Raw genomic sequence first — 19,575 nt, 5'->3', positions numbered from 1 at the left:
TCGGTCCAGATCGCGTCAATCTGACTAGTCCAAAGCTGGCAATTCTTGCTAGGTTGACCGTCGAAAACCACTAGCGAAGGACTGACCGATGAAACTTGAATCACTCGCGCTTCATCATGGCTATGAATCTGAGGCCACCACCAAAGCAGCAGCTGTGCCGATTTACCAAACGACATCATATACTTTTGATGATACGCAGCACGGCGCTGACCTGTTTGACTTAAAGGTGCAGGGCAACATTTATACTCGCATCATGAACCCAACCACAGCGGTATTGGAGCAACGTGTTGCTGAGATGGAAGGTGGTATTGCAGGCTTGGCGCTTGCTTCAGGCATGTCGGCCATCACCTATGCCATTCAGACCATTGCGGAAGCTGGCGATAATATTATTTCCGTCGCGCAGCTTTATGGTGGCACCTACAACTTGTTCGAACATACATTGCCGCGTCAGGGCATCGATGTGCGCATGGTTGATGCAAGCTTTGAGGGTATCGAAAATTTGTTCGATAGCAACACAAGAGCTGTATTTTGTGAAAGCATTGGCAACCCTGCGGGCAATGTCGTTGATATTCAAAAGCTGGCGGAAATTGCACATGCGCACGGCGTGCCTGTGATTGTCGACAACACCGTGGCTACACCATATTTGTGTCGTCCATTTGAACATGGCGCGGATATTGTTGTTCACTCATTGACCAAATATATTGGCGGCCACGGCACATCGATTGGCGGTATTATTGTTGACAGCGGCAAGTTTGATTGGGCGGCCAACAAAGAACGATTCCCAATGCTTAATGAACCAGATCCATCCTATCATGGCGTTGTTTACACTGAAGCACTTGGCGAGGCAGCATTTATTGGCCGTGCGCGCGTTGTGCCATTGCGCAATACCGGTGCTGCCATTTCACCGATGAATGCATTCTTGATTTTGCAGGGTTTGGAAACGCTGGGTTTGCGGATTGAGCGTCATTGCGAAAACGCGCAGAAAGTTGCTGAATATCTTGAAGCGCATGACAAGGTTGAATGGGTGAATTATGCCGGGCTGAAGTCATCGCCTTATCATGATTTGGCCAACAAGATTTCCGGCGGTAAAGCATCTGGCATCCTTAGCTTTGGCATCAAAGGTGGGCGCGACAATGGTGCTAAGTTTATCGACGCCCTTAAAATGATATTGCGCCTTGTGAATATTGGCGATGCAAAATCGCTAGCTTGTCACCCTGCTTCGACCACGCACCGTCAATTGAGTGCGGATGAGCTGAAAGCCGCTGGCGTGTCTGAGGATTTGGTGCGTATTTCTGTTGGCATCGAGCATGTCGACGATATCATCGCTGACATTGATCAGGCATTGGCCAACGTTTAGCAAAGCTGCTAAGGGTCGCGCCAATCAGCGCGACCCTTTTTGTGCCTTGGAGGCCTTATGTCAGGAATGATCTATCTCAACGGCTATATAGACGTGCCTTTGGACCGGCTAGAAGAAGTTGAAGCGGCATTGCCAATGCATATCGAACTGACGCGCGCCGAGCCTGGATGCGTGTCCTTTGAGGTTGTGCCTTCAACACAAGTTGAAGGACGGCTTAAAGTGGCAGAACTGTTTGTGAATCGCGCCGCGTTTGAGGCACATCAGGAACGCACAAAATCTTCGAAATGGTTCAAAGTGACAGAAGGTATTCCGCGCGAATATGAAGTTCGCGAGGGCGAATAACGGCGATCACCACAATCGCAAGTGGTGACTTTGCAAACTATGCTGTCGTCGGTTCGCGGGACATCGCATTGCAGAACTCTTCGACCAAACTCTTAAACTCCGGCGTATCAAGCATTTCTCCGTGTGCCTTTAGGACAGCGTCCACTGGCGCGTCTAACAAAGACGCCAATTCCTTGGCCGCGCTATCTAAATCGTCTGGCCCCATGCCACATACGAATAGTCCGACACTCTTTTTGGATTTGAGATATTGGTGTGCCGCAGCGCGTATAGGGGCACAGGGTCGCCCAAGCCAAATTGGTCCACCAAGTATGATCTGGTCATATTCATCAAGATCTGGAATTTGCGGAAGTTTAGGTTTGCGCCCAAGAATGTTGTCTAAGCCCGCGCGCAAATCGCCCGCAGCGCCTAGATACTGATCACATCGGATTTCCTGCAGGTCAATTTGCAGCTTTTTTGCAATTGCGCGCGCGACAACTCGTGAATTGCCGGTTTTTGAATAGTAGATAACGAGTGTGCGCATATCATTCCCCCAGAAATATACTATCAGTTTAGGTGCTTAGTACGCTTGGCGCGATGATGTGGATCAACATTGGATTGGTCCGTTGTTTGCTACGGCTAAGGGATGTTTGCTCGCTAAAAGCTTGTGCGATGATGCTCAAACCTTTTCTTGAAACCGCTCAGGACATTGACGAATGTCTGGCGGTGAGGGGAGTTTTTTGAGGCGTTGGTTTCTTTCCCTCGTCAAGCCCGTGGGTGACGACAAGGGAGTTGCGCTAGCCGCGCTAATAGGTCCCTTATCAGCGCTCGTTGCGCGAACGCCACTTGGTTGTAAGGGCCGGTGCGAGATATACTTAATTTCCGCCCGCACCACCCCGCACGCGCCAAGCGCCGCTTGGGTAGATCCGGGGTCTGCATCAGCCCCGCAACATGGTGTTCTGCACCCCCGCCAAACACTTCCAAAGCGGGATGCAAAAAGGAAAAATCACAAATTCAAATTTCTTCTTGCAATTTACCGAACCGTACGGTACGGTTCTGTCAATAACGATCACTTAACCATTGGAGAATTGTGTTGGCTCAAGCAGTGCGTCTCGGCGATGAAGAATTGACATCACGTCAGCAGGACGTGCTCGATATTGCGCTTTCATTGTTGGTGGAGGTCGGTGACAAACTGACCATGACCGGCGTGGCGCGGCGTGCACGTTGCTCGAAGGAATCGCTGTATAAATGGTTTGGCGATCGCGACGGGTTGCTTACAGCGATTGTCCAGTGGCAAGCGGCAAAGGTTCGCTCTGTTCCTGTTGGTCCGCAGCGCATGTCTAAAGAGACGTTGCAGTCTCACCTCGAGCAGTTTGCATTTGATTGGCTTAAAGTGATATCGGGCGACATTTCCGTTGCACTGAACCGGTTGGCGATTACACATGCTGGGCCGCTGAGCAATTTGGGCACAACAGTTCTGATGAATGGGCGCTTTGCCGTTGGTCAACGCCTTAAACCGCTATTGAAGGCAGGTCGTGGGGCAGGGTTGTTGCACTTTAGCGACGAAGAAGAAGCATTTCGAACATTTTTCGGTTTGGTGATCAGAGATGTGCAAATCCGACTACTGTTGGGTGAAGAACTGGTGTTAAGCGAAACCGATGTGGTGCGCGATGCCAAGCGCGCAGTTGAACAATTTGTAACGCTTTACGGCGTGCGATGAAACAAGGCGGGACCAATCCCGTCATAAGAAGAATATAAATTACAAGAGGGATGACACCAATGCGTGTTTATTACGATCAAGACGCAGATCTTAATCTGATCAAATCAAAAAAAGTTGCCATTATTGGCTATGGTAGCCAAGGTCGCGCGCACGCGTTGAACCTTAAAGACTCTGGTGCGACAAATGTTGCTGTGGCTTTGCGCGAAGGTTCTTCAACCGCTGCAAAAGTTGAAGCAGATGGCCTTAAAGTTATGACAGTTGCAGAAGCTGCGGCTTGGGCTGATGTGATGATGATGGCAACGCCTGATGAGTTGCAAGCAGATATCTACAACAACGAAATCGCACCGAACATTCGTGACGGCGCAGCGATTGCTTTTGCCCATGGCTTGAACGTTCACTACGGCCTTATCGAGCCAAAAGACAGCGTTGACGTGCTTATGGTTGCACCAAAGGGCCCTGGCCACACCGTGCGCGGCGAATATCAAAAAGGTGGCGGCGTGCCATGTTTGATCGCGATCCATCATGACGCAACTGGCAATGCGAAAGACATTGGTCTTGCATATGCTTCTGGTGTTGGTGGCGGCCGTTCAGGCATCATCGAAACTACATTTAAAGAAGAGTGCGAAACTGATTTGTTCGGTGAGCAGGCTGTTCTTTGTGGTGGTTTGGTTGAATTGATCCGCGCTGGCTTTGAAACATTGGTTGAAGCTGGTTATGCGCCAGAAATGGCCTATTTCGAGTGCTTGCATGAAGTTAAACTGATTGTTGACTTGATTTATCAAGGCGGCATCGCGAACATGAACTACTCGATCTCAAACACAGCTGAGTGGGGCGAGTATGTAACGGGTCCACGCATCATCACTTCAGAAACAAAAGCTGAAATGAAGCGTGTACTTGAAGATATCCAATCTGGTAAGTTTACTTCAGACTGGATGCAGGAATATCGCGCCGGTGCTGCGAAGTTTAAGGCGACACGTCGCAATAATGACGCGCACCAAATCGAAGAAGTTGGTACAAAACTTCGCGATATGATGCCTTGGATTAAAGCAGGCGCATTGGTTGATAAAGAACGCAACTAAGGCGCTTTGCTTTCAATAGAATAAACCCTAGCTCTCCCAGAGCTAACTTGAGGGGTGCTTCATAGCACCCCTTTTTTTATCGCAGGTCGCAGTTTTGATGTACTCTGCATCATTTGGGAGGGGAAATTATGTACGAACCAACGCACCAAGTGACGACAGGGAGTGAAATTCGAGAGACTTTAGGCGAACAGTTTCCAAGTCAAAGCAACAAGATAATAAACCATATTGATCAACACTGTCGCAATTGGATTGCCAAGTCGCCATTTGTTGTTATTTCGAGCATCTCTGCAGGCGGATTTATGGACGTTTCGCCAAAAGGCGACCCACCTGGCTTCGTTAAAGTCTTGGATGATCACACTCTGGCTATTCCAGATCGCATCGGCAATCACCGAGGTGATACGATGTTGAACGTTCTTGAAAATCCAGCCGTTGGAATTCTGTTTGTTGTTCCAAACCGACGTGAGGTGGTTCGTGTGAATGGTGACGCGCTGATCATAAAGGACCCAGAGGTTCTCGGAATGATGGTGGTGAATGATAAGTTGCCGGACATGGCTATTATGGTCCGTGTGAAAGAAGCTTTCTTTCATTGCGGCAAATCGATGATACGCTCACGCATGTGGAACCCTGAAAAATGGGAGAGCGTCGAAGGATTGCCAACTTATGCGCAAGCATTGAAAGACCACGGCGATTTGGATGAGCCTGTAGAAGACATTGAGGTGCGTACAATGTATAATGAAACAGATCGCTTGTACTAACAGGGTCTCTACTGATTTTTCGTTGTTTACCTTGCCATTGGTGCCATAAATGGCTTCAAAAACTGCCTGTCATAGCGCCGAATGCACTTTGTATCATTTGCATACTGAAATGCCGCAACACATTTCGGGTCGTTCGCTATGTCGTTGCGGTATCGCTCATAGTCAGCAAGTGATACAAACGAAAATAGGGCGAGCGCTAAATCGTTGGCGCTTTCGTGGGGCATGAAATATCCGTGATGGTAGCCGCCGTGCTTTTGCACAAGCGGGACCCAGAGTTTGGCATAGTGCTCAAATTCTGCCAGTTTGTCGGGCTCGATTTCATAATTTACATAGCAAGTGATCATCAAATTCTCCAATGCTGCTTTGGTGAAATCAGCTGGACATGATTACATGCGATGATCGAATCAATGATATTGATACTGAACGGGTGCCTGGAGCGAAAAGAGGTGCCTTGTTGCGCAATGCGGGGGGCAACATGCAACTGCCATATACAATTCTTGATGTGTTCACCAAAAAACGGCTGGAGGGCAATCCGCTGGCTGTGGTGTTTGATGCGGACAATATGCAAACCGAGCAGATGCAGAACATTGCCAAGGAGTTCAACCTGAGTGAGACGGTGTTTGTTTGCTCGCCCAAGAACGAACGACATGTAGCCAATCTGCGCATATTTACACCGTCTGAAGAATTGCCGTTCGCTGGACATCCAACCGTTGGGGCAGCTGTGCTGTTGGGTTTGCGCCAACGTATCACCGCTGTGCGCTTGGAAGAAAAAGTAGGCACAATTGTTGCGATTACCGAGCGGATCAACAAGGTGAGTGGGCACGCTCGCTTTAGTTTGCCAAAATTGCCCGAGAGGTTGGGCGATGCGCCAGCAAATGAGGATATTGCAAAAACCTTGGGATTAGACGTTGCGCAAATTGGGTGCGGTGCAATGCAACCAGCGGTCTATAGCGCGGGTGTGCCGTTTGTTTTGGTGCCAGTTCAAGATCGTGAAGCATTGGCAAACATCAAGTTGGAGCGGCGCGGCTGGTCTGGCGTTTATGAAGGGCAAAGCAAAGAAGTTTATGCCTATACACCGATTGATGCGATCCGCGCCCCGAAATTTGCTGCGCGTTGCTTTGTTCATTTAGGTGATTTGCGCGAAGATCCTGCAACCGGCTCAGCGGCTGCTGCTCTTTGTGGCCTGCTATCCGATTTGCATTTCACACATGACGGATTGATCGATTTTGTTGTCGAGCAAGGCCAAGATATGGGGCGGCCCAGTATTATTGAAGCGCAGGTCAAGCGTGATGATGGCGTTTTGACCCATGCTGGCATTGGCGGCAATGCAATCGTATTGGCAGAAGGCACATTGATGCTGCCAGAGGAATAGGACGCTTCTTGTAGGTGCAATTCACTTGCATTGGGGTTTGCGCGCGCCTAACCTTTGTGGATCTTATGGGGGGGAACCATGACGTTTTTATCAAACATCTTGTTGATGGTGCATTTGTTTTCGATGGCTTTAGGCATCGGGGTTGGCATTTCAATTGCGGTCGTTTCGGCGGGCGTTGGTGACGTTGCAAGTGATGCGGGCAAAGCAATGCTCGGCGCCTTGAAGAAACTGCAAAGAATTGGCCGGGGTGCCGTGATTTTGTTGTGGTTGACCGGCATTGCGATGGTTGTGATTTCCTATCCTGATCCAGCTGGTTTGGGCGCGACATTTATGCTCAAAATTGCGGCAGTGGTCGTTCTAACGGGGGCTGTTTTTTATGCCGGCACCCTTGGTCCCAAAGTTGCAGCAGGTGATGCAGGCGCACGTGCACTTGGCAAAAAGTTGGGAATGCTTGGCGGAGCCATGTCGACATTGGCGCTGATATTGGCGGTGTTGACGTTTTCATAGAATGACAGATTGGGCGCGTCAGTTTTTGCGCTATTTGGACGGATATGGTAAATTATGGCGTTTGCAGCGGCAAAAAAGTTTGCTATGCCTTTTAGCGCATTGATTAATTCGTGAATGCTTGGAGCAATGGTTGCATGATACGCGACGCGTTTAAAATCGAAGATCTAGAGATTGCTCAGCAATATGCTGCGGCACCTGATCTTGCGCGCGGTCAGCAAAACCTACTCCTCGACCTCCTCCTTATTAGCCCCTGAGTACCGACAGTTCTCAGCGTGAGAGCGGGTGTTTAGGGGAGAAAACAAAAGCCGAAAGAATTTGATTTTTCCGGCCCGTTTTGTTTATCCGGGGTCGGCCACATTAGGACTATATCATGAGCCAAACATCACAATCCAATACAGACCGCGTCTATATTTTCGACACGACATTGCGCGACGGTGAGCAATCGCCAGGCGCTACAATGACCCACGAAGAAAAGCTGCAAGTTGCTGAATTGCTTGACAATATGGGTGTCGACATTATTGAGGCGGGTTTTCCAATTGCGTCAAATGGCGACTTTGAAGCGGTGTCGGAAATTGCTCGCAGATCCAAGAATGCTGTGATTGCAGGCCTTGCGCGGGCAATCCCCGCTGACATTGATCGAGCTGGTGCTGCAGTAAAACACGCACGACGCGGACGTATTCATACGTTCGTTTCGACCTCGCCAATTCACTTGGCGCACCAAATGCGTAAAACCCAAGAAGAGGTTTTGGAGATTGTCACTCAGACCGTAACCCAGTCTCGCAACTTGATTGACGATGTCGAATGGTCAGGTATGGACGCGACCCGCACACCAATGGACTTTTTGGCGAAGTGTGTTGAAGCGGCGATCAATGCTGGCGCAACCACCATCAATATTCCAGACACTGTTGGTTATTCGGTGCCTGAAGAATATTACGAGATGATCAAGACCTTGATCGAGACCGTGCCAAACTCTGACAAAGCCATTTTCTCAACCCATTGCCACAATGATTTGGGTATGGCCGTTGCAAACTCTTTGGCGGGTGTTCGGGCAGGAGCGCGGCAAGTTGAGTGTACCATCAATGGCTTAGGCGAGCGTGCTGGTAACGCAGCGCTTGAAGAGATTGTAATGGCATTGCAAACACGTGGAGACGCGTTGCCATATCACACAGAAATTGATGCCACCCATTTGGCACGGGCCTCAAAAATTGTTGCAGCTGCCTGCAATTTTCCGGTGCAGTATAATAAAGCCATTGTGGGTAAGAACGCTTTCGCACACGAAAGCGGTATCCACCAAGATGGTATGCTGAAGAACGCAGAAACTTACGAAATCATGACCCCGGCAAGCGTTGGGATCAAAGAAACGTCTTTGGTAATGGGCAAGCACTCTGGTCGTGCTGCGTTTAAAGACAAGTTGAAGGATTTGGGCTACGAGTTGGGCGACAATGCTTTCCAAGAAACCTTCGTGCGTTTCAAGGAATTGGCTGACCGCAAAAAGAACGTTTATGACGAAGACTTGATTGCTTTGGTCGATGATGAAATGGGCTCGATTGAAGACAAGATCAAGCTTGTGGCGATGAGCGTTTCGTCGTCAATCGGCGGTGATCATGTGTGCCAATTGACCGTTTCGGTTGAAGGTGATGAGAAGTCGGTCAAAGTGGCTGGAACTGGCTCTGTGGATGCGATTTTTAACGCGATTAAAGAAGCGGTTGGTGCCGATCCGCACCTTGTCCACTATGGTGTTGATGCGGTTACTGGCGGTACCGATGCGCAAGCTAACGCGCATGTTCGTCTTGAAATGAATGGCCGCATTGCTTCTGGTCGAACAGCAGAACCCGATACGCTTGTGGCTTCGGCGCGGGCGTATTTGAATGCGTACAACCGTTTGTTGGTCGAGCGCGGTGCGGCTGCACAAGGTGCGATGGCTGGTTAAGTTCAATTGCAATTCAGGTTTTGGGGCGCGTCTGATTTGGGCGCGCCCTTTTTGATTCAAGGCAATGTGAGTTGTTTGTGTTCGGCTATTCTGATTGCATGTCGCTAAAAGGGATTGGAGAATAGTTATGAGATATGCACTAGCGGCCTTGACCTTGTTCATCGGCATTGGCTCTGCCAGCATTGCTGAAGAGCGTGCGATATTTGCAGGCGGCTGCTTCTGGTGCGTTGAAAGCGACTTTGAACATGTGACGGGCGTAATCGAAGCGCGGTCCGGGTATATTGGCGGCACTGTTGAAAACCCAACATACAAGCAAGTAACGGCGGGTGGTACTGGCCACTTTGAGGCGGTTGAGATTACCTATGATCCCAATGTGATTGCTTACAGCCAGCTTGTTGATATCTTCTTTCGCTCGGTCGATCCAACTGATGCGGATGGACAATTTTGTGATCGCGGGGAGAGCTATCGCACAGCAATCTTTGCGGATGGCGAGGAAGAGTTGAAGGCAGCGGCAGAGGCGAAGCGGCAGGCCTCAATTGAGCTCGGCGCCCATGTGGCAACAATTGTTCAGCCTGCGATGCCGTTTTATCCGGCTGAGGATTATCACCAAGACTATTACAAAAAGAATAGCCTCAAATATAATTTCTATAGGTTCACCTGCGGGCGCAACAAACGAGTTGAACAGCTCTGGGGGAAACGTGCCTATCAGGGCATAAAAGACCACTAGCGAAGCTAGAAATAATAAGACCAAGCTTGAAGCAAAAAAGGGGTGCGCTGGCACCCCTTAGTTTTTGATATTTTTGGAATGTTGTCTTAGGCAATTTCGCCTTTCACCAACGCGTCGATTTCAGCAATCGCGTCGACACCAAGTGGACCGAATTCGAGCGCGCCGGCATTTTCTTGTGCTTGCGCCACGGTGCGAAAACCAGGGATTGGGATGGCAGTACTATTGTGTGCCCAAATCCAACCTAGTGCTCCCTGGGCGACAGTGCGGCCACCGCTTGTTAGGATTTCTCTGATGCCATCTAGACGTTCTTGCGCGTCTTCTGCGCTGCTGACGGCGCCCATCTTATTGACCCAAGGCTCGCCGCTTGCGCGCACATCATCCTCACCAAAACTGTGATTGATTTTGTACGTGCCTCCAAGCATGCCCATGGCAAGTGGCGCGCGGTTTATCGACAACAGGTTGTTTTTGTTGATAATATCGAGTGTCTCTGTTGCTGGCGTGAACAGGTTAAGATCATGCTGAATTGCTCGATAGTTTGCGCCACCAATCCATTGTTTGGAATGGTCTGGGTGGTCGGATGACCAGCCATAGCCACGAATTAGGCCCTCAGTGACGAGCTCTTCTAAGGCGGCTTGAGCTTCGATTGCTTCGTCGCCGTCTAGATCGTCAATGTGCAATTGATAGAGATCGATGACCTCGCGTTGTAAACGCCGAAGTGACGCTTGCACGGCTTTGCGTATGTAAGCGCGGTCAGCACCTTTTCCGGTGATTTGTTTGTTCTCTTCGTTGAATTTGTTGCCAAACTTAGTGGCCACAAAAATGTCATCATGCCCCTTGAGCGCTTCGCCAAGGATTTTCTCAGAATGGCCAGCGCCATATACGTCAGCAGTGTCGAAAAATTTGATCCCCGCATCAATTGCGGCGGCAATTGCGGCTTTGGATTCATTGTCGTCGACCACACCCCAGCCAACCGGTATGGCATCAGCCCAAAATGGGCCGCCAATGGCCCAGCAGCCAAATCCTAGTCGGGGAATTGTTTGGCCGGTCCACAGTTCAATTTCAGGCTTATTCATTGCGCGGCCTCATGTTTTTGGCTTTTAAGTACTGAATTGTAGTAAGCGATTTTCTCGTCCAAGTGTTTTTCGTAGGCGTCGAGTTCAGCGCGTTTTTCGGCCAGTCTTTCCCGATGGTTTTCCAAAAGGTCGATGCGGTCTGGCACTGTGTGTTCACCTTCGTTCACCAAATGGGTGAACGTTTCGGTTTCTGCCAGTGGCATGCCGGTGCCGCGTAGACACGCCAATAGCCCCAGCCACCCCACATCACTTTCTGCGTAGTAGCGGTGCCCTTTCTCGTCCCTTTTGGTAGACAAGATCAGCCCTCGCTTTTCGTAAAAGCGAATGGTGTCGGGAGATAGTCCGCTCATTTTTGCTGCTTCGCCAATATTCATTTTGACACCCTTTCATCTGACTATCTCAGATAAATAGGGGGTTGGAGCTGCTCTAGGTCAAGGGCGAAGGTGAATTATTTTTGAACCAGTTCTGGCGCAAGTATTCGCATGTGCGGGAAGGGGATATCCACGCCAGCTGCATCAAGAGCCTTTTTGCCAGCTTCATTGATCGCCATACGGGTTTCCCAATGGTCGGATGTGCGGGTCCATGCGCGGAGTTGCAGATCAACCGAGCTGTTACCTAGATTCATCACATAGACAACGGGTTCTGGTGTACTTAGCACGCGCTCGTCAGCATTTGCGACGTCCAGCAAGACTTTGCGCGCAAGGTCGATGTCAGCTTTGTAGTCAATGCCAACATCAAAAGAGAGACGACGTGTCATTTCCTTATTGTAGTTGGTGATGGTGGCATCCCAAATCTTCGCATTTGGGGTAAATACATAAAGGCCATCAATCGTGCGCAATCGCGTTGCGAACAAGCCAACTTGTTTCACCGTGCCATTTACCGCACTTGATTCAATGTAGTCTCCCACATTGAAAGGGCGCAGCCAGATGATCATCACACCAGCAGCAATATTTGAAAGTGTGCCTTGCAAAGCTAGGGCGATTGCCAAACCGGCCGCACCAATGACCGCAATAATGGATGCGGTTTGCACGCCAAGCCCGCTCAAAGCGATTACAATCGCTGTGATGATGACGCCATAGCGCACGAGCTGGCCAAACATGGGGGCAACGGTGTCGTCAAATGCTTTGGTGTTTGGCAGCAATTGTACAACGAGGTAAGCGAGCCATTTCGCCAAATACCAGCCGACAATCAACACAATTAATGCAACAAGGACATTGGTGCCATAGCCATTGATCCAATCCAAAGTCGCGGTTGTTAGTTGCGCTAATTCCATGAGGTGAACTCCATCGTCAGCTGATAATTCTGGTTCGCCTTTAACATGGCGATGTGACTGGCTAAGTCAAGTTGGACTATGCGGTGTTGTGGTGACAGTTTGTTTAGTCAAATAGCTCTGCTAGAGCGCAAGCGGCTTGAAATTTCTCAGGTGTGAAAAATCCTGTTTCGTGCAGGATATTGATGACTAGGATGGTTTTACCGTTTTCAACCACGGGCACGTTGACGATCGCGCCACACCCCAATGATGTGATCAGGTCCAGGTCGGGGAATTGATCGCCCATTTGGTCTGGGGCGTTGGCTAGAAATGGCTTTTGCTGCATAACAACCTTTTCAAACCAATCATTGTGGATGATCGGTTTGGTGCCGCTCGTTGGGTAGGCATCTGGGTTGGAAGAATAAGCACGCTTCGCTAAGCCGGCATCCAGATCTAGCTCCATAACCGTGAGCAGCTTGCAGCCTGGATTGTGTTCAGCGGCCAAAAACAAAGAATGATAAATTGCATTGCAATCCTCTGAATTGCATTGTTTTCCATTTGTCAATTTTGAACTCAAATTCTTGTTTTTTTCGGTTTTTTTGTCGCGTTTGCTTGCGGTTTGGTTTAAGCGAACCCAACTGCGCTGACCGGGAGCGAGCGGGCTTTTGGAATCACTGCGCATTTAGGGAGCTTAGGGCGCTGGTGTAAACTCACTTTTACGCTGGCGAGGGATAGACGGGCAGGAATAGCTGACATGATCAACGCCGATTTGGATCAAAGAACAGAATTTGTGGCTTCTGGTGGTGGCGAGGAGCGATCTCATCACGCCGGAACACCGCTGGTTGGTGGTCTCATTCGCGAACGTCGTCGTGCCATGAACATGACTTTGAAAGAACTTGGTGAGTTGGCCAATCTTTCTGTTGGGTTCTTGTCTCAGGTTGAGCGCGATCAAGCAACGCCTTCTCTTGGTGCATTGTCGATGATTTCCAAGGGCTTGGATGTTGAGATGGAGTTTTTCGTCTCTTCGCCTGCCGTGCATCGTGGCCGTACGCGCCAAGGCGAACGTGAGAGCTTTTCTGTTGATGATTCATCCCTGAAATATGAACGCTTGGGTGCAGACTTCGCGGGTAAAGCGTTGTCGTCGTTTATCATCACTGTGCCCGCTGGATATAAGTCGGAACAAGTCAGCCATGAGGGCGAAGAAATCATCTATATCCTTGAGGGTGAGGTGGTGACCTATGTGGAAAATGAAAAGGTCATTCTTGGCCCAGGCGATAGCCTGCATTTTCGCTCGACGCGCACGCATAGCTGGGAAAATGTGAAAGACGAAGTCTGTCGCATACTTTGGACTGGCACTGTCCCAATCTTTAGAAACGGTGCATCCCAAAAGTAGTCTTCTGCCCAATTCTATCGGCTTGGTATTGTTTGTTGCAAGTTTGGTTGTGAATTGGTATTTGATGGGTATGGTTGTTGTTGAGTAGATGATTCCGTTCGTCGTTCAGCGGGTGACCTGACCTATTGTTGGAGGACATTGAGAATGTCGAACGTTGACGAAGCGACACAGCCAGATTTGATTGGTTATCTCAAAACCGCATTGGAGCGCCCTGGCGTTCGTTATGAACTGCTGGCCGAAGCGCTGCGTCAAGCCATCCAGAAGGGCATATTGACCGCGGGCGAATTCTTGCTCGCTGAACGCGAGCTTTCTGAAAAATTGGGCCTTAGCCGTGTCACTATCCGCCGAGCATTTAAACCTCTGCTCGATGACGGTCAGTTGGTTCAAAAACGTGGCTTGGGCACTTATGTGCCGCGCAATCGACCGCAGTCTCTTGAAAAGTCACTAAAGTTCTTGAACGGCTTTTCCGAAGACATTCGAAATCGAGGCATGGAGCCGAGCTCGCAATTGGTCTTTAAGGGGTTGGTATCGCCTATTCCTGAGGTTTGCGAAGCGCTTGGCGTTGCGCCCCATATGCGCGTTTCGTGTTTTAGGCGCATTCGCTATGCGGATGGCAGTATCATGGCCTATGAACACGCCTACTTCCCGCTGGAAGCAATTGACGCTGATGCGGTAGATGAGGGCGACAGCCTATATGCGCATTTGGATGCGCGTGGGTTCCGGCCCGTAAAGGCTCGCCAATCAATCAAAGCGACGAACTGCGACAAAGAATTGGGCGGCTATCTTGGTGTCGAAAAAGGCTCTGCGATCTTGGATATGGAGCGTACGTCTTTTGACCGGAGCGGCAAGCCGGTTGAATTCACCCACTCATATTATCGAGGTGACCGCTATATCTATTCAACAGATGTTGGAGACGAAGACTAAGAATAAGCAATCAAACGACGAAGGCGGCAATGTATCGCCTTTGCGTTTTAAAGTTCACAATCATCATCACATGGGAGCAATTCCTTGCGTCTTGTTATCTTGCCGAATTCTGACGATGTAGCAGAATTCGCGTGCGATTTATTTGCACAACAACTCACCAATAAGCCTAAGAGTGTGTTGGGGTTAGCCACGGGCTCTTCACCGACCACGCTTTATCAAAAAATGATATCTCGGCAGAAAGCTGGCGACTTGAGTTTTTCTCAAGCGACCAGTTTTAACCTGGATGAATATGTTGGCCTTAGCGGTGATCATCCGCAGAGCTATCGCCATTTCATGAACGAGCAATTGTTCAATCATGTGGACATCGACCTAGCTCGCACATTCGTGCCGAATGGGGTTGCCGACAACCCAAACGATGAATGCAAGCGCTATGAAGAGCTGATTGCATTGGCGGGCGGTATAGATCTGCAGCTGTTGGGTATAGGCATTAACGGACATATTGGGTTTAACGAGCCACTTTCCAGTCTATCTTCGCGTACACGCGTCAAAACACTGACCAAATCAACCATTGAGGCCAATTCGCGTTTCTTTGGAGATGATGAGCGCCAACCCACAGATTCTATGACGATGGGCATTGGTACTATACTTGATGCACGCCAAGTGGTGTTGCTGGCAACCGGAGCGCACAAAGCGCAAGCCATAAAGGGCTGTGTTGAGGGGCCGGTTTCAGCATCGTGTCCAGCGTCGGCTTTACAACTACACGAGCATGCGATTGTCGTTGTTGACGAAGCCGCAGCTGCGGAGCTGACGATGAAAGATTATGCGATTTGGGCTGAGACACGGCATCAGGCCATGGAGCAAATGTAGTTCATTTGTTACGCTAATTAACTCAATAGAAACCCCGTTCTCAATTGAGGGCGGGGTTCTTTGTGTACAATTTACTTCAAATTATCTGTTTAAAGGCATTTTTTGCAGGAGTTTCAAATTCAACTGTTTGAATAATAGTTTTAGTCGCGCCCAATTCTATAGGCAAAATTCTTGCAATGGCTGATATGACCGCAAAAATGCTGAATAGTTCTGATGTTTCGATCCCGAAAGGGGCGAAGCTGACAATGAGTTATTTGACGCCAAAAGAATGGGACGAGACCGCTCATTTGTTTGATGGGGTGTGCCAAGAGCAAATGCATGTTTTCGCCTCTGAACGTTGGCCGAGCATGAAAATTGATTGCCTGCACTTCAAACTGGATGATGAACTGGTCGCTGGTTGTTTGGTGATGCATCGCGCAGCACCGCTTGGTCTTGGCGGCTTAGCAGTTTGCAAGTGGGGACCAATTCTGCTCGATGCTGCAGCGCCCAATGCGCAGCAACTGTTTGGCGACGTCGTTGATATGTTGATCAATCATTATGCGGTAGAGCGCCGCTTAATGCTGTCTATGTTGCCGCGGCCGCAGCCTGCGGAAACGAATTTTGCCGTTGAGAAACTGCAGGAACGGGGCTTCAAAGAAGGCGCGGGCCTACCTTTCCCAAATCGCTATTTTGTGAATGTTCAGCTCACCGATGATGCGATGCGGGCGAGTTTCGGCCAAAAGTGGCGCGCACATCTAAAAAAGAGCGAAAAGAACGGGCTTGAATTTGAGCATTGTGACGTTTCGCAAATGCCTGTCTTTTATGAACTTTATCGAGAGATGACAGCGCGCAAGCAGTTTCCGGATTATTCGGCTTTTGATTCACTGCATCATCTGATGGACAATATACACGAAAGTGCGCGCCCTGAGCTTTTCTTGGTTCGGCATGAGGGCGAACCGGTGGCCGGTGGTGTGATTTTTACGGCAGGGGATACCTCTGTCTATCTATATGGTGCGACGAACGATCAGGCTTTGCCGCTTCGCGCTGGTTATTTCATGCATTGGCACATAATGCGTTGGCTGGCGCGACAAGAGCGGATCAAATGGTACGATTTGGGTGGAACTGACGGCTTTCTAGGGCTGCACCAATTCAAGAATGGTATGGTCGGAAAAGCCGGCGTTGTGTCGCAAGTGCCAAAAGTGATGAACTATGCGCATTGGTTTATGCCAAGGCTTTTGGGGAACACGCTGTTCTTGGCTAGGGACGTGAAAGCGCAGATTATGCGCCGAATTCTGTCGCTGAAAAAGAACACACCGTCTGACTAAAAATTTCGCTGAGTCGCCTAGGATAAAAAGCCCTTGAGCCAGCTTTTTATGCGGCCAATGCGACCTGGAACGACAAACGGGCGATAGCCGGGCACGGTTTTCTCAAGAGCAATTTCAAAAATCTTGTAGTCTTCGCCAAAAATGTGCTTTTCAAGATGAGCCACTTCTGTCCAGCCAAATCTTTTGAGAATGATAAGTGCGGTGCGGTTGCCCGTTCGCGTGAAAGTCGAAAGCTTATGCCAGTGGCCATTGTCGAAATAGGTCTTGAAGAACGTGTTGCCGACGATCGCAAGCTTTGAGTTGCGAAATTTAGGCAAAATGTAGGACCAATAGAGAAAAACAACGCCATTATCGGGCCCTGAAATCATAAACCCGGCACGCTCACCATTTTTTCGCAAGACCAGCAAGTGATGCGGGTCATAATCAAACAATGCGCGAATGAGATGCTTGTTCACCCGCTGTTTTTCGAAAGCTTTGAATTCATTGTTGTAGAATTCAAGCTCGTCAATCGCTTGGTGAACATGGGTTAAGATCCAACCCAAATCGGCGGATTGCGCTGGTCCAACGGTTTCGGTTTGTATTTCAGAATGCTCAGACATGTTCGTTCACGCTTTCGAAATGCGAATTGTTGCGCCAAATATAGCTTCATCACCTTTCCGTTTCGTTGCAGGTACAAAAAGTGTCGCAATATTGCAGCTATTACCCAGAACAAGTCCAAAAAGATGCCAACAGATATTGACCTAAAGCGGTCAAAGCTTTAGCCATTTGGACACGGTGTTGTGGGGACAACGCGTGGCGCGCTAGTTTTGCGCCACCAACCGTAAGTCCGGCAGAAATGCCCTAGTTAGTAGACTTTAAAACGAGGAGGAGTGGCTCGATGAGTGAGAGCATTTATCAACCACCTAAAGAGATTGTCTCACACGCCCTGATCGATGCGGACAAATACCAAGAAATGTATGCGCGTTCTGTGAACGACCCCGAAGGATTTTGGGGCGATGCCGCTAAACGTTTGGATTGGATGAAAGAGCCGACAAAGATCAAAAACACCAGCTTTGAGCATTCAAATGTTTCCATCAAATGGTTCGAAGATGGCGAGTTGAATGTTTCGGTGAACTGTATCGACCGGCATTTGCCAGATCGCGCAGATCAAGTCGCTCTAATCTGGGAAGGCGATGAGCCAGGCAATGACGAGCATATAACTTATGCGCAGTTGCACCGTCGCGTCAGCCGTTTCGGCAATGTTTTGCGCAATATGGGTGTCAAAAAGGGCGATCGTGTAACGATTTACTTGCCCATGATCCCCGAGGCAGCCTACGCGATGTTGGCTTGTGCGCGCATTGGTGCGGTGCACTCGATTGTGTTTGCTGGCTTCTCTCCTGAAGCGTTGGCTGGCCGCATTACAGACTGTAAGTCAACAGTTGTCATTACAGCAGACGAAGGTCGTCGTGGCGGCAAAACAGTTCCGCTGAAAGCAAATGTTGATGAAGCGGCGAAGCACGCCCTTGGTATTGAGAAAATTCTAGTTGTCGAAAATACCGGCAACGAAATCGCGATGAAGGGTGGCCGCGATATTTGGTGGCACGAAGCTGCGACTGGCGTTGACGAGTTCTGTAAGCCAGAGCGCATGAATGCTGAAGATCCGCTGTTTATTCTTTATACGTCAGGTTCAACCGGCACACCAAAAGGCGTTTTGCACACCACAGGCGGCTATCTCGTATATGCGGCGATGACCCACGAATATACCTTCGACTATCATGATGGTGATATTTATTGGTGTACCGCAGATGTGGGTTGGGTCACTGGGCACAGCTACATCATTTATGGACCGTTGGCGAATGGCGCCACGTCATTGATGTTTGAAGGTGTGCCAAACTATCCGGACGCGTCGCGTTTTTGGCAGGTTTGTGAAAAGCACAAGGTCAACCAGTTCTACACAGCGCCAACGGCCATCCGTGCGCTGATGGGCGCGGGCAACGAATATGTTGAAAAGTGCGACCTGTCATCTTTGCGGATTTTGGGCACCGTGGGTGAACCAATTAACCCTGAGGCTTGGAATTGGTACAATGACGTGGTTGGCAAGGGAAAATGCCCAATTGTTGACACATGGTGGCAAACTGAAACGGGCGGTCACTTGTTGACGCCACTTCCCGGTGCCACTGCGACGAAACCGGGTTCTGCCACAAAGCCATTCTTTGGCGTTCAGCCTGTTGTGCTTGATCCGCAGAGTGGTGAAGAAATTCACGAAACTGCTGCTGAGGGTGTTTTGTGCATCAAAGATAGCTGGCCGGGCCAAATGCGCTCTGTTTACGGCGATCACGAACGGTTCGTGAAGACATATTTCTCCGATTACAAGGGCTATTACTTCTCAGGTGATGGCTGTCGTCGGGACGAAGATGGCTATTATTGGATCACCGGTCGTGTTGACGATGTGCTCAACGTGTCAGGTCACCGTATGGGAACGGCGGAAATTGAAAGCGCGCTTGTTGCGCACAATAAGGTTTCTGAAGCGGCTGTTGTTGGTTATCCGCACGATGTTAAAGGGCAGGGTATCTACTGCTATGTGACATTGATGGCTGGTGAAGAAGAAAATCAGGACCTTAAGGTTGAGTTGCGCAATTGGGTGCGCAAGGAAATCGGACCAATTGCTTCCCCTGATCACATCCAATTTGCACCGGGCTTGCCGAAAACCCGTTCTGGCAAGATCATGCGCCGCATTTTGCGCAAGGTTGCTGAGAACGATTTTGGAGCGTTGGGCGATACGTCAACTTTGGCTGATCCTGGCGTTGTTGATGATCTTATTGAGCACCGCGAGAACAGGTAAATCCTGTTCGACATAGTTGAACAATGGGCGTCGGGACTCTGTTTCGGCGCCTTTTTCTTTACACTTTCTTTGCCATAGCAACACACGTTGCTTTTGAATTGCTGGTATTGCGTTCGCCGTAATTGGTATCTTTACCTTTGCGCCGCAGGTTATGCATTCGATTACAGGCGACAAAGCGC

21 protein-coding genes are annotated in these 19,575 nt (G+C 49.5%); 14 read left to right on the top strand and 7 right to left on the bottom strand.

All coding sequences use genetic code 11. The features are described from left to right. The first annotated feature begins 88 nt into the window (after window positions 1-88). On the top strand, window positions 89-1,357 hold the full coding sequence (locus QQL65_RS15795) for an O-acetylhomoserine aminocarboxypropyltransferase/cysteine synthase family protein (RefSeq protein WP_284366023.1): 1,269 nt from the start codon (window positions 89-91) through the stop codon (window positions 1,355-1,357). Between the two features lie 57 nt (window positions 1,358-1,414). Then, window positions 1,415-1,699, top strand: coding sequence for a putative quinol monooxygenase (locus tag QQL65_RS15790; protein ID WP_284366022.1), 285 nt, complete (start codon window positions 1,415-1,417; stop codon window positions 1,697-1,699). A 37-nt stretch (window positions 1,700-1,736) separates the two neighbouring features. Here QQL65_RS15790 and QQL65_RS15785 read toward each other — a convergent pair whose 3' ends face one another. Next, window positions 1,737-2,219 carry a flavodoxin family protein gene (locus QQL65_RS15785; protein WP_284366021.1) on the bottom strand — a complete coding sequence of 161 codons (483 nt, stop codon included), beginning with the start codon at window positions 2,217-2,219 and terminating at the stop codon, window positions 1,737-1,739. Window positions 2,220-2,768: 549 nt separating this feature from the next. On the opposite strand from QQL65_RS15785, the gene QQL65_RS15780 reads away from it, so the two are divergent. From QQL65_RS15780 to QQL65_RS15770, 3 genes are all read left to right on the top strand, one after another. Next, window positions 2,769-3,395, top strand: a complete 627-nt coding sequence (locus QQL65_RS15780; RefSeq protein ID WP_284366020.1) for a TetR/AcrR family transcriptional regulator — start codon at window positions 2,769-2,771, stop codon at window positions 3,393-3,395. 59 nt (window positions 3,396-3,454) lie between these two features. Further along, window positions 3,455-4,474, top strand: a complete 1,020-nt coding sequence (gene ilvC / locus QQL65_RS15775) for a ketol-acid reductoisomerase (RefSeq protein WP_284366018.1) — start codon at window positions 3,455-3,457, stop codon at window positions 4,472-4,474. Window positions 4,475-4,602: 128 nt separating this feature from the next. Next, entirely contained in the window at window positions 4,603-5,229 is a 627-nt protein-coding gene (locus QQL65_RS15770) for an MSMEG_1061 family FMN-dependent PPOX-type flavoprotein (protein ID WP_284366016.1), read from the top strand. A 26-nt stretch (window positions 5,230-5,255) separates the two neighbouring features. Here the strand turns inward: QQL65_RS15770 and QQL65_RS15765 are convergent, their stop codons facing one another. Continuing rightward, window positions 5,256-5,573 (bottom strand): NIPSNAP family protein, encoded by a 318-nt coding sequence (locus tag QQL65_RS15765; RefSeq protein WP_284366015.1) that lies wholly within the window; start codon window positions 5,571-5,573, stop codon window positions 5,256-5,258. A gap of 131 nt (window positions 5,574-5,704) precedes the next feature. Here QQL65_RS15765 and QQL65_RS15760 point away from each other — a divergent pair, with 131 nt between their 5' ends. From QQL65_RS15760 to msrA, 4 genes are all read left to right on the top strand, one after another. Next, window positions 5,705-6,601, top strand: a complete 897-nt coding sequence (locus tag QQL65_RS15760) for a PhzF family phenazine biosynthesis protein (RefSeq protein ID WP_284366013.1) — start codon at window positions 5,705-5,707, stop codon at window positions 6,599-6,601. Window positions 6,602-6,679: 78 nt separating this feature from the next. Beyond that, the gene (locus tag QQL65_RS15755; RefSeq protein ID WP_284366012.1) at window positions 6,680-7,108 is read left to right on the top strand and encodes a hypothetical protein; all 429 of its coding nucleotides are present in this window, start codon (window positions 6,680-6,682) and stop codon (window positions 7,106-7,108) included. 370 nt (window positions 7,109-7,478) lie between these two features. Continuing rightward, window positions 7,479-9,038, top strand: coding sequence for a 2-isopropylmalate synthase (locus QQL65_RS15750; protein WP_284366011.1), 1,560 nt, complete (start codon window positions 7,479-7,481; stop codon window positions 9,036-9,038). Between the two features lie 127 nt (window positions 9,039-9,165). Further along, window positions 9,166-9,765 carry a peptide-methionine (S)-S-oxide reductase MsrA gene (gene msrA / locus QQL65_RS15745; protein ID WP_284366009.1) on the top strand — a complete coding sequence of 200 codons (600 nt, stop codon included), beginning with the start codon at window positions 9,166-9,168 and terminating at the stop codon, window positions 9,763-9,765. A gap of 86 nt (window positions 9,766-9,851) precedes the next feature. Here msrA and QQL65_RS15740 read toward each other — a convergent pair whose 3' ends face one another. The 4 genes from QQL65_RS15740 to QQL65_RS15725 all read right to left on the bottom strand — a co-directional run bounded on the left by QQL65_RS15740 (window position 9,852) and on the right by QQL65_RS15725 (window position 12,652). Then, entirely contained in the window at window positions 9,852-10,838 is a 987-nt protein-coding gene (locus QQL65_RS15740) for an aldo/keto reductase (protein ID WP_284366008.1), read from the bottom strand. After that, window positions 10,835-11,212: a MerR family transcriptional regulator gene (locus tag QQL65_RS15735; RefSeq protein ID WP_284366007.1), complete on the bottom strand. Its 378-nt coding sequence runs from the start codon at window positions 11,210-11,212 to the stop codon at window positions 10,835-10,837. The genes QQL65_RS15740 and QQL65_RS15735 overlap by 4 nt, the downstream gene beginning before the upstream one ends. A 74-nt stretch (window positions 11,213-11,286) precedes the next feature. Further along, on the bottom strand, window positions 11,287-12,111 hold the full coding sequence (locus QQL65_RS15730; RefSeq protein WP_284366006.1) for a mechanosensitive ion channel family protein: 825 nt from the start codon (window positions 12,109-12,111) through the stop codon (window positions 11,287-11,289). Between the two features lie 103 nt (window positions 12,112-12,214). Further along, on the bottom strand, window positions 12,215-12,652 hold the full coding sequence (locus tag QQL65_RS15725; protein ID WP_284366005.1) for a GAF domain-containing protein: 438 nt from the start codon (window positions 12,650-12,652) through the stop codon (window positions 12,215-12,217). Between the two features lie 189 nt (window positions 12,653-12,841). On the opposite strand from QQL65_RS15725, the gene QQL65_RS15720 reads away from it, so the two are divergent. From QQL65_RS15720 to QQL65_RS15705, 4 genes are all read left to right on the top strand, one after another. Next, entirely contained in the window at window positions 12,842-13,480 is a 639-nt protein-coding gene (locus tag QQL65_RS15720) for a helix-turn-helix domain-containing protein (RefSeq protein ID WP_284366004.1), read from the top strand. Window positions 13,481-13,624: 144 nt separating this feature from the next. Beyond that, on the top strand, window positions 13,625-14,404 hold the full coding sequence (locus tag QQL65_RS15715; RefSeq protein WP_284366002.1) for a GntR family transcriptional regulator: 780 nt from the start codon (window positions 13,625-13,627) through the stop codon (window positions 14,402-14,404). Between the two features lie 84 nt (window positions 14,405-14,488). After that, window positions 14,489-15,271, top strand: a complete 783-nt coding sequence (gene nagB / locus QQL65_RS15710) for a glucosamine-6-phosphate deaminase (RefSeq protein ID WP_284366000.1) — start codon at window positions 14,489-14,491, stop codon at window positions 15,269-15,271. Between the two features lie 176 nt (window positions 15,272-15,447). Then, window positions 15,448-16,575 carry a lipid II:glycine glycyltransferase FemX gene (locus tag QQL65_RS15705; RefSeq protein WP_284365999.1) on the top strand — a complete coding sequence of 376 codons (1,128 nt, stop codon included), beginning with the start codon at window positions 15,448-15,450 and terminating at the stop codon, window positions 16,573-16,575. A gap of 17 nt (window positions 16,576-16,592) precedes the next feature. Here QQL65_RS15705 and QQL65_RS15700 read toward each other — a convergent pair whose 3' ends face one another. Beyond that, window positions 16,593-17,174: a GNAT family N-acetyltransferase gene (locus tag QQL65_RS15700; RefSeq protein WP_284365997.1), complete on the bottom strand. Its 582-nt coding sequence runs from the start codon at window positions 17,172-17,174 to the stop codon at window positions 16,593-16,595. Between the two features lie 278 nt (window positions 17,175-17,452). Here QQL65_RS15700 and acs point away from each other — a divergent pair, with 278 nt between their 5' ends. Further along, on the top strand, window positions 17,453-19,396 hold the full coding sequence (gene acs / locus QQL65_RS15695) for an acetate--CoA ligase (protein ID WP_284365996.1): 1,944 nt from the start codon (window positions 17,453-17,455) through the stop codon (window positions 19,394-19,396). Window positions 19,397-19,575: the final 179 nt, after the last annotated feature.

It is taken from the genome of Maritalea porphyrae, from assembly GCF_030159895.1.
Classification (GTDB): domain Bacteria; phylum Pseudomonadota; class Alphaproteobacteria; order Rhizobiales; family Devosiaceae; genus Maritalea; species Maritalea porphyrae.
The sequence above is the reverse complement of the archived record's forward strand: the minus strand, read 5'-3'. Positions and strand labels throughout refer to the sequence as shown.

Excerpts from the sequence above, each read along its gene's own strand:
- msrA (WP_284366009.1), top strand. The coding sequence starts at position 9,166 with ATGAGATATGCACTAGCGGCCTTGACCTTGTTCATCGGCATTGGCTCT.
- QQL65_RS15750 (WP_284366011.1), top strand. The coding sequence starts at position 7,479 with ATGAGCCAAACATCACAATCCAATACAGACCGCGTCTATATTTTCGAC.
- QQL65_RS15720 (WP_284366004.1), top strand. The coding sequence starts at position 12,842 with ATGATCAACGCCGATTTGGATCAAAGAACAGAATTTGTGGCTTCTGGT.
- QQL65_RS15765 (WP_284366015.1), bottom strand. The coding sequence starts at position 5,573 with ATGATCACTTGCTATGTAAATTATGAAATCGAGCCCGACAAACTGGCA.
- QQL65_RS15770 (WP_284366016.1), top strand. The coding sequence starts at position 4,603 with ATGTACGAACCAACGCACCAAGTGACGACAGGGAGTGAAATTCGAGAG.
- QQL65_RS15795 (WP_284366023.1), top strand. The coding sequence starts at position 89 with ATGAAACTTGAATCACTCGCGCTTCATCATGGCTATGAATCTGAGGCC.
- QQL65_RS15705 (WP_284365999.1), top strand. The coding sequence starts at position 15,448 with ATGGCTGATATGACCGCAAAAATGCTGAATAGTTCTGATGTTTCGATC.
- QQL65_RS15700 (WP_284365997.1), bottom strand. The coding sequence starts at position 17,174 with ATGTCTGAGCATTCTGAAATACAAACCGAAACCGTTGGACCAGCGCAA.
- QQL65_RS15735 (WP_284366007.1), bottom strand. The coding sequence starts at position 11,212 with ATGAATATTGGCGAAGCAGCAAAAATGAGCGGACTATCTCCCGACACC.
- QQL65_RS15755 (WP_284366012.1), top strand. The coding sequence starts at position 6,680 with ATGACGTTTTTATCAAACATCTTGTTGATGGTGCATTTGTTTTCGATG.
- QQL65_RS15715 (WP_284366002.1), top strand. The coding sequence starts at position 13,625 with ATGTCGAACGTTGACGAAGCGACACAGCCAGATTTGATTGGTTATCTC.
- QQL65_RS15740 (WP_284366008.1), bottom strand. The coding sequence starts at position 10,838 with ATGAATAAGCCTGAAATTGAACTGTGGACCGGCCAAACAATTCCCCGA.
- QQL65_RS15730 (WP_284366006.1), bottom strand. The coding sequence starts at position 12,111 with ATGGAATTAGCGCAACTAACAACCGCGACTTTGGATTGGATCAATGGC.
- QQL65_RS15785 (WP_284366021.1), bottom strand. The coding sequence starts at position 2,219 with ATGCGCACACTCGTTATCTACTATTCAAAAACCGGCAATTCACGAGTT.
- QQL65_RS15790 (WP_284366022.1), top strand. The coding sequence starts at position 1,415 with ATGTCAGGAATGATCTATCTCAACGGCTATATAGACGTGCCTTTGGAC.
- QQL65_RS15760 (WP_284366013.1), top strand. The coding sequence starts at position 5,705 with ATGCAACTGCCATATACAATTCTTGATGTGTTCACCAAAAAACGGCTG.
- acs (WP_284365996.1), top strand. The coding sequence starts at position 17,453 with ATGAGTGAGAGCATTTATCAACCACCTAAAGAGATTGTCTCACACGCC.
- ilvC (WP_284366018.1), top strand. The coding sequence starts at position 3,455 with ATGCGTGTTTATTACGATCAAGACGCAGATCTTAATCTGATCAAATCA.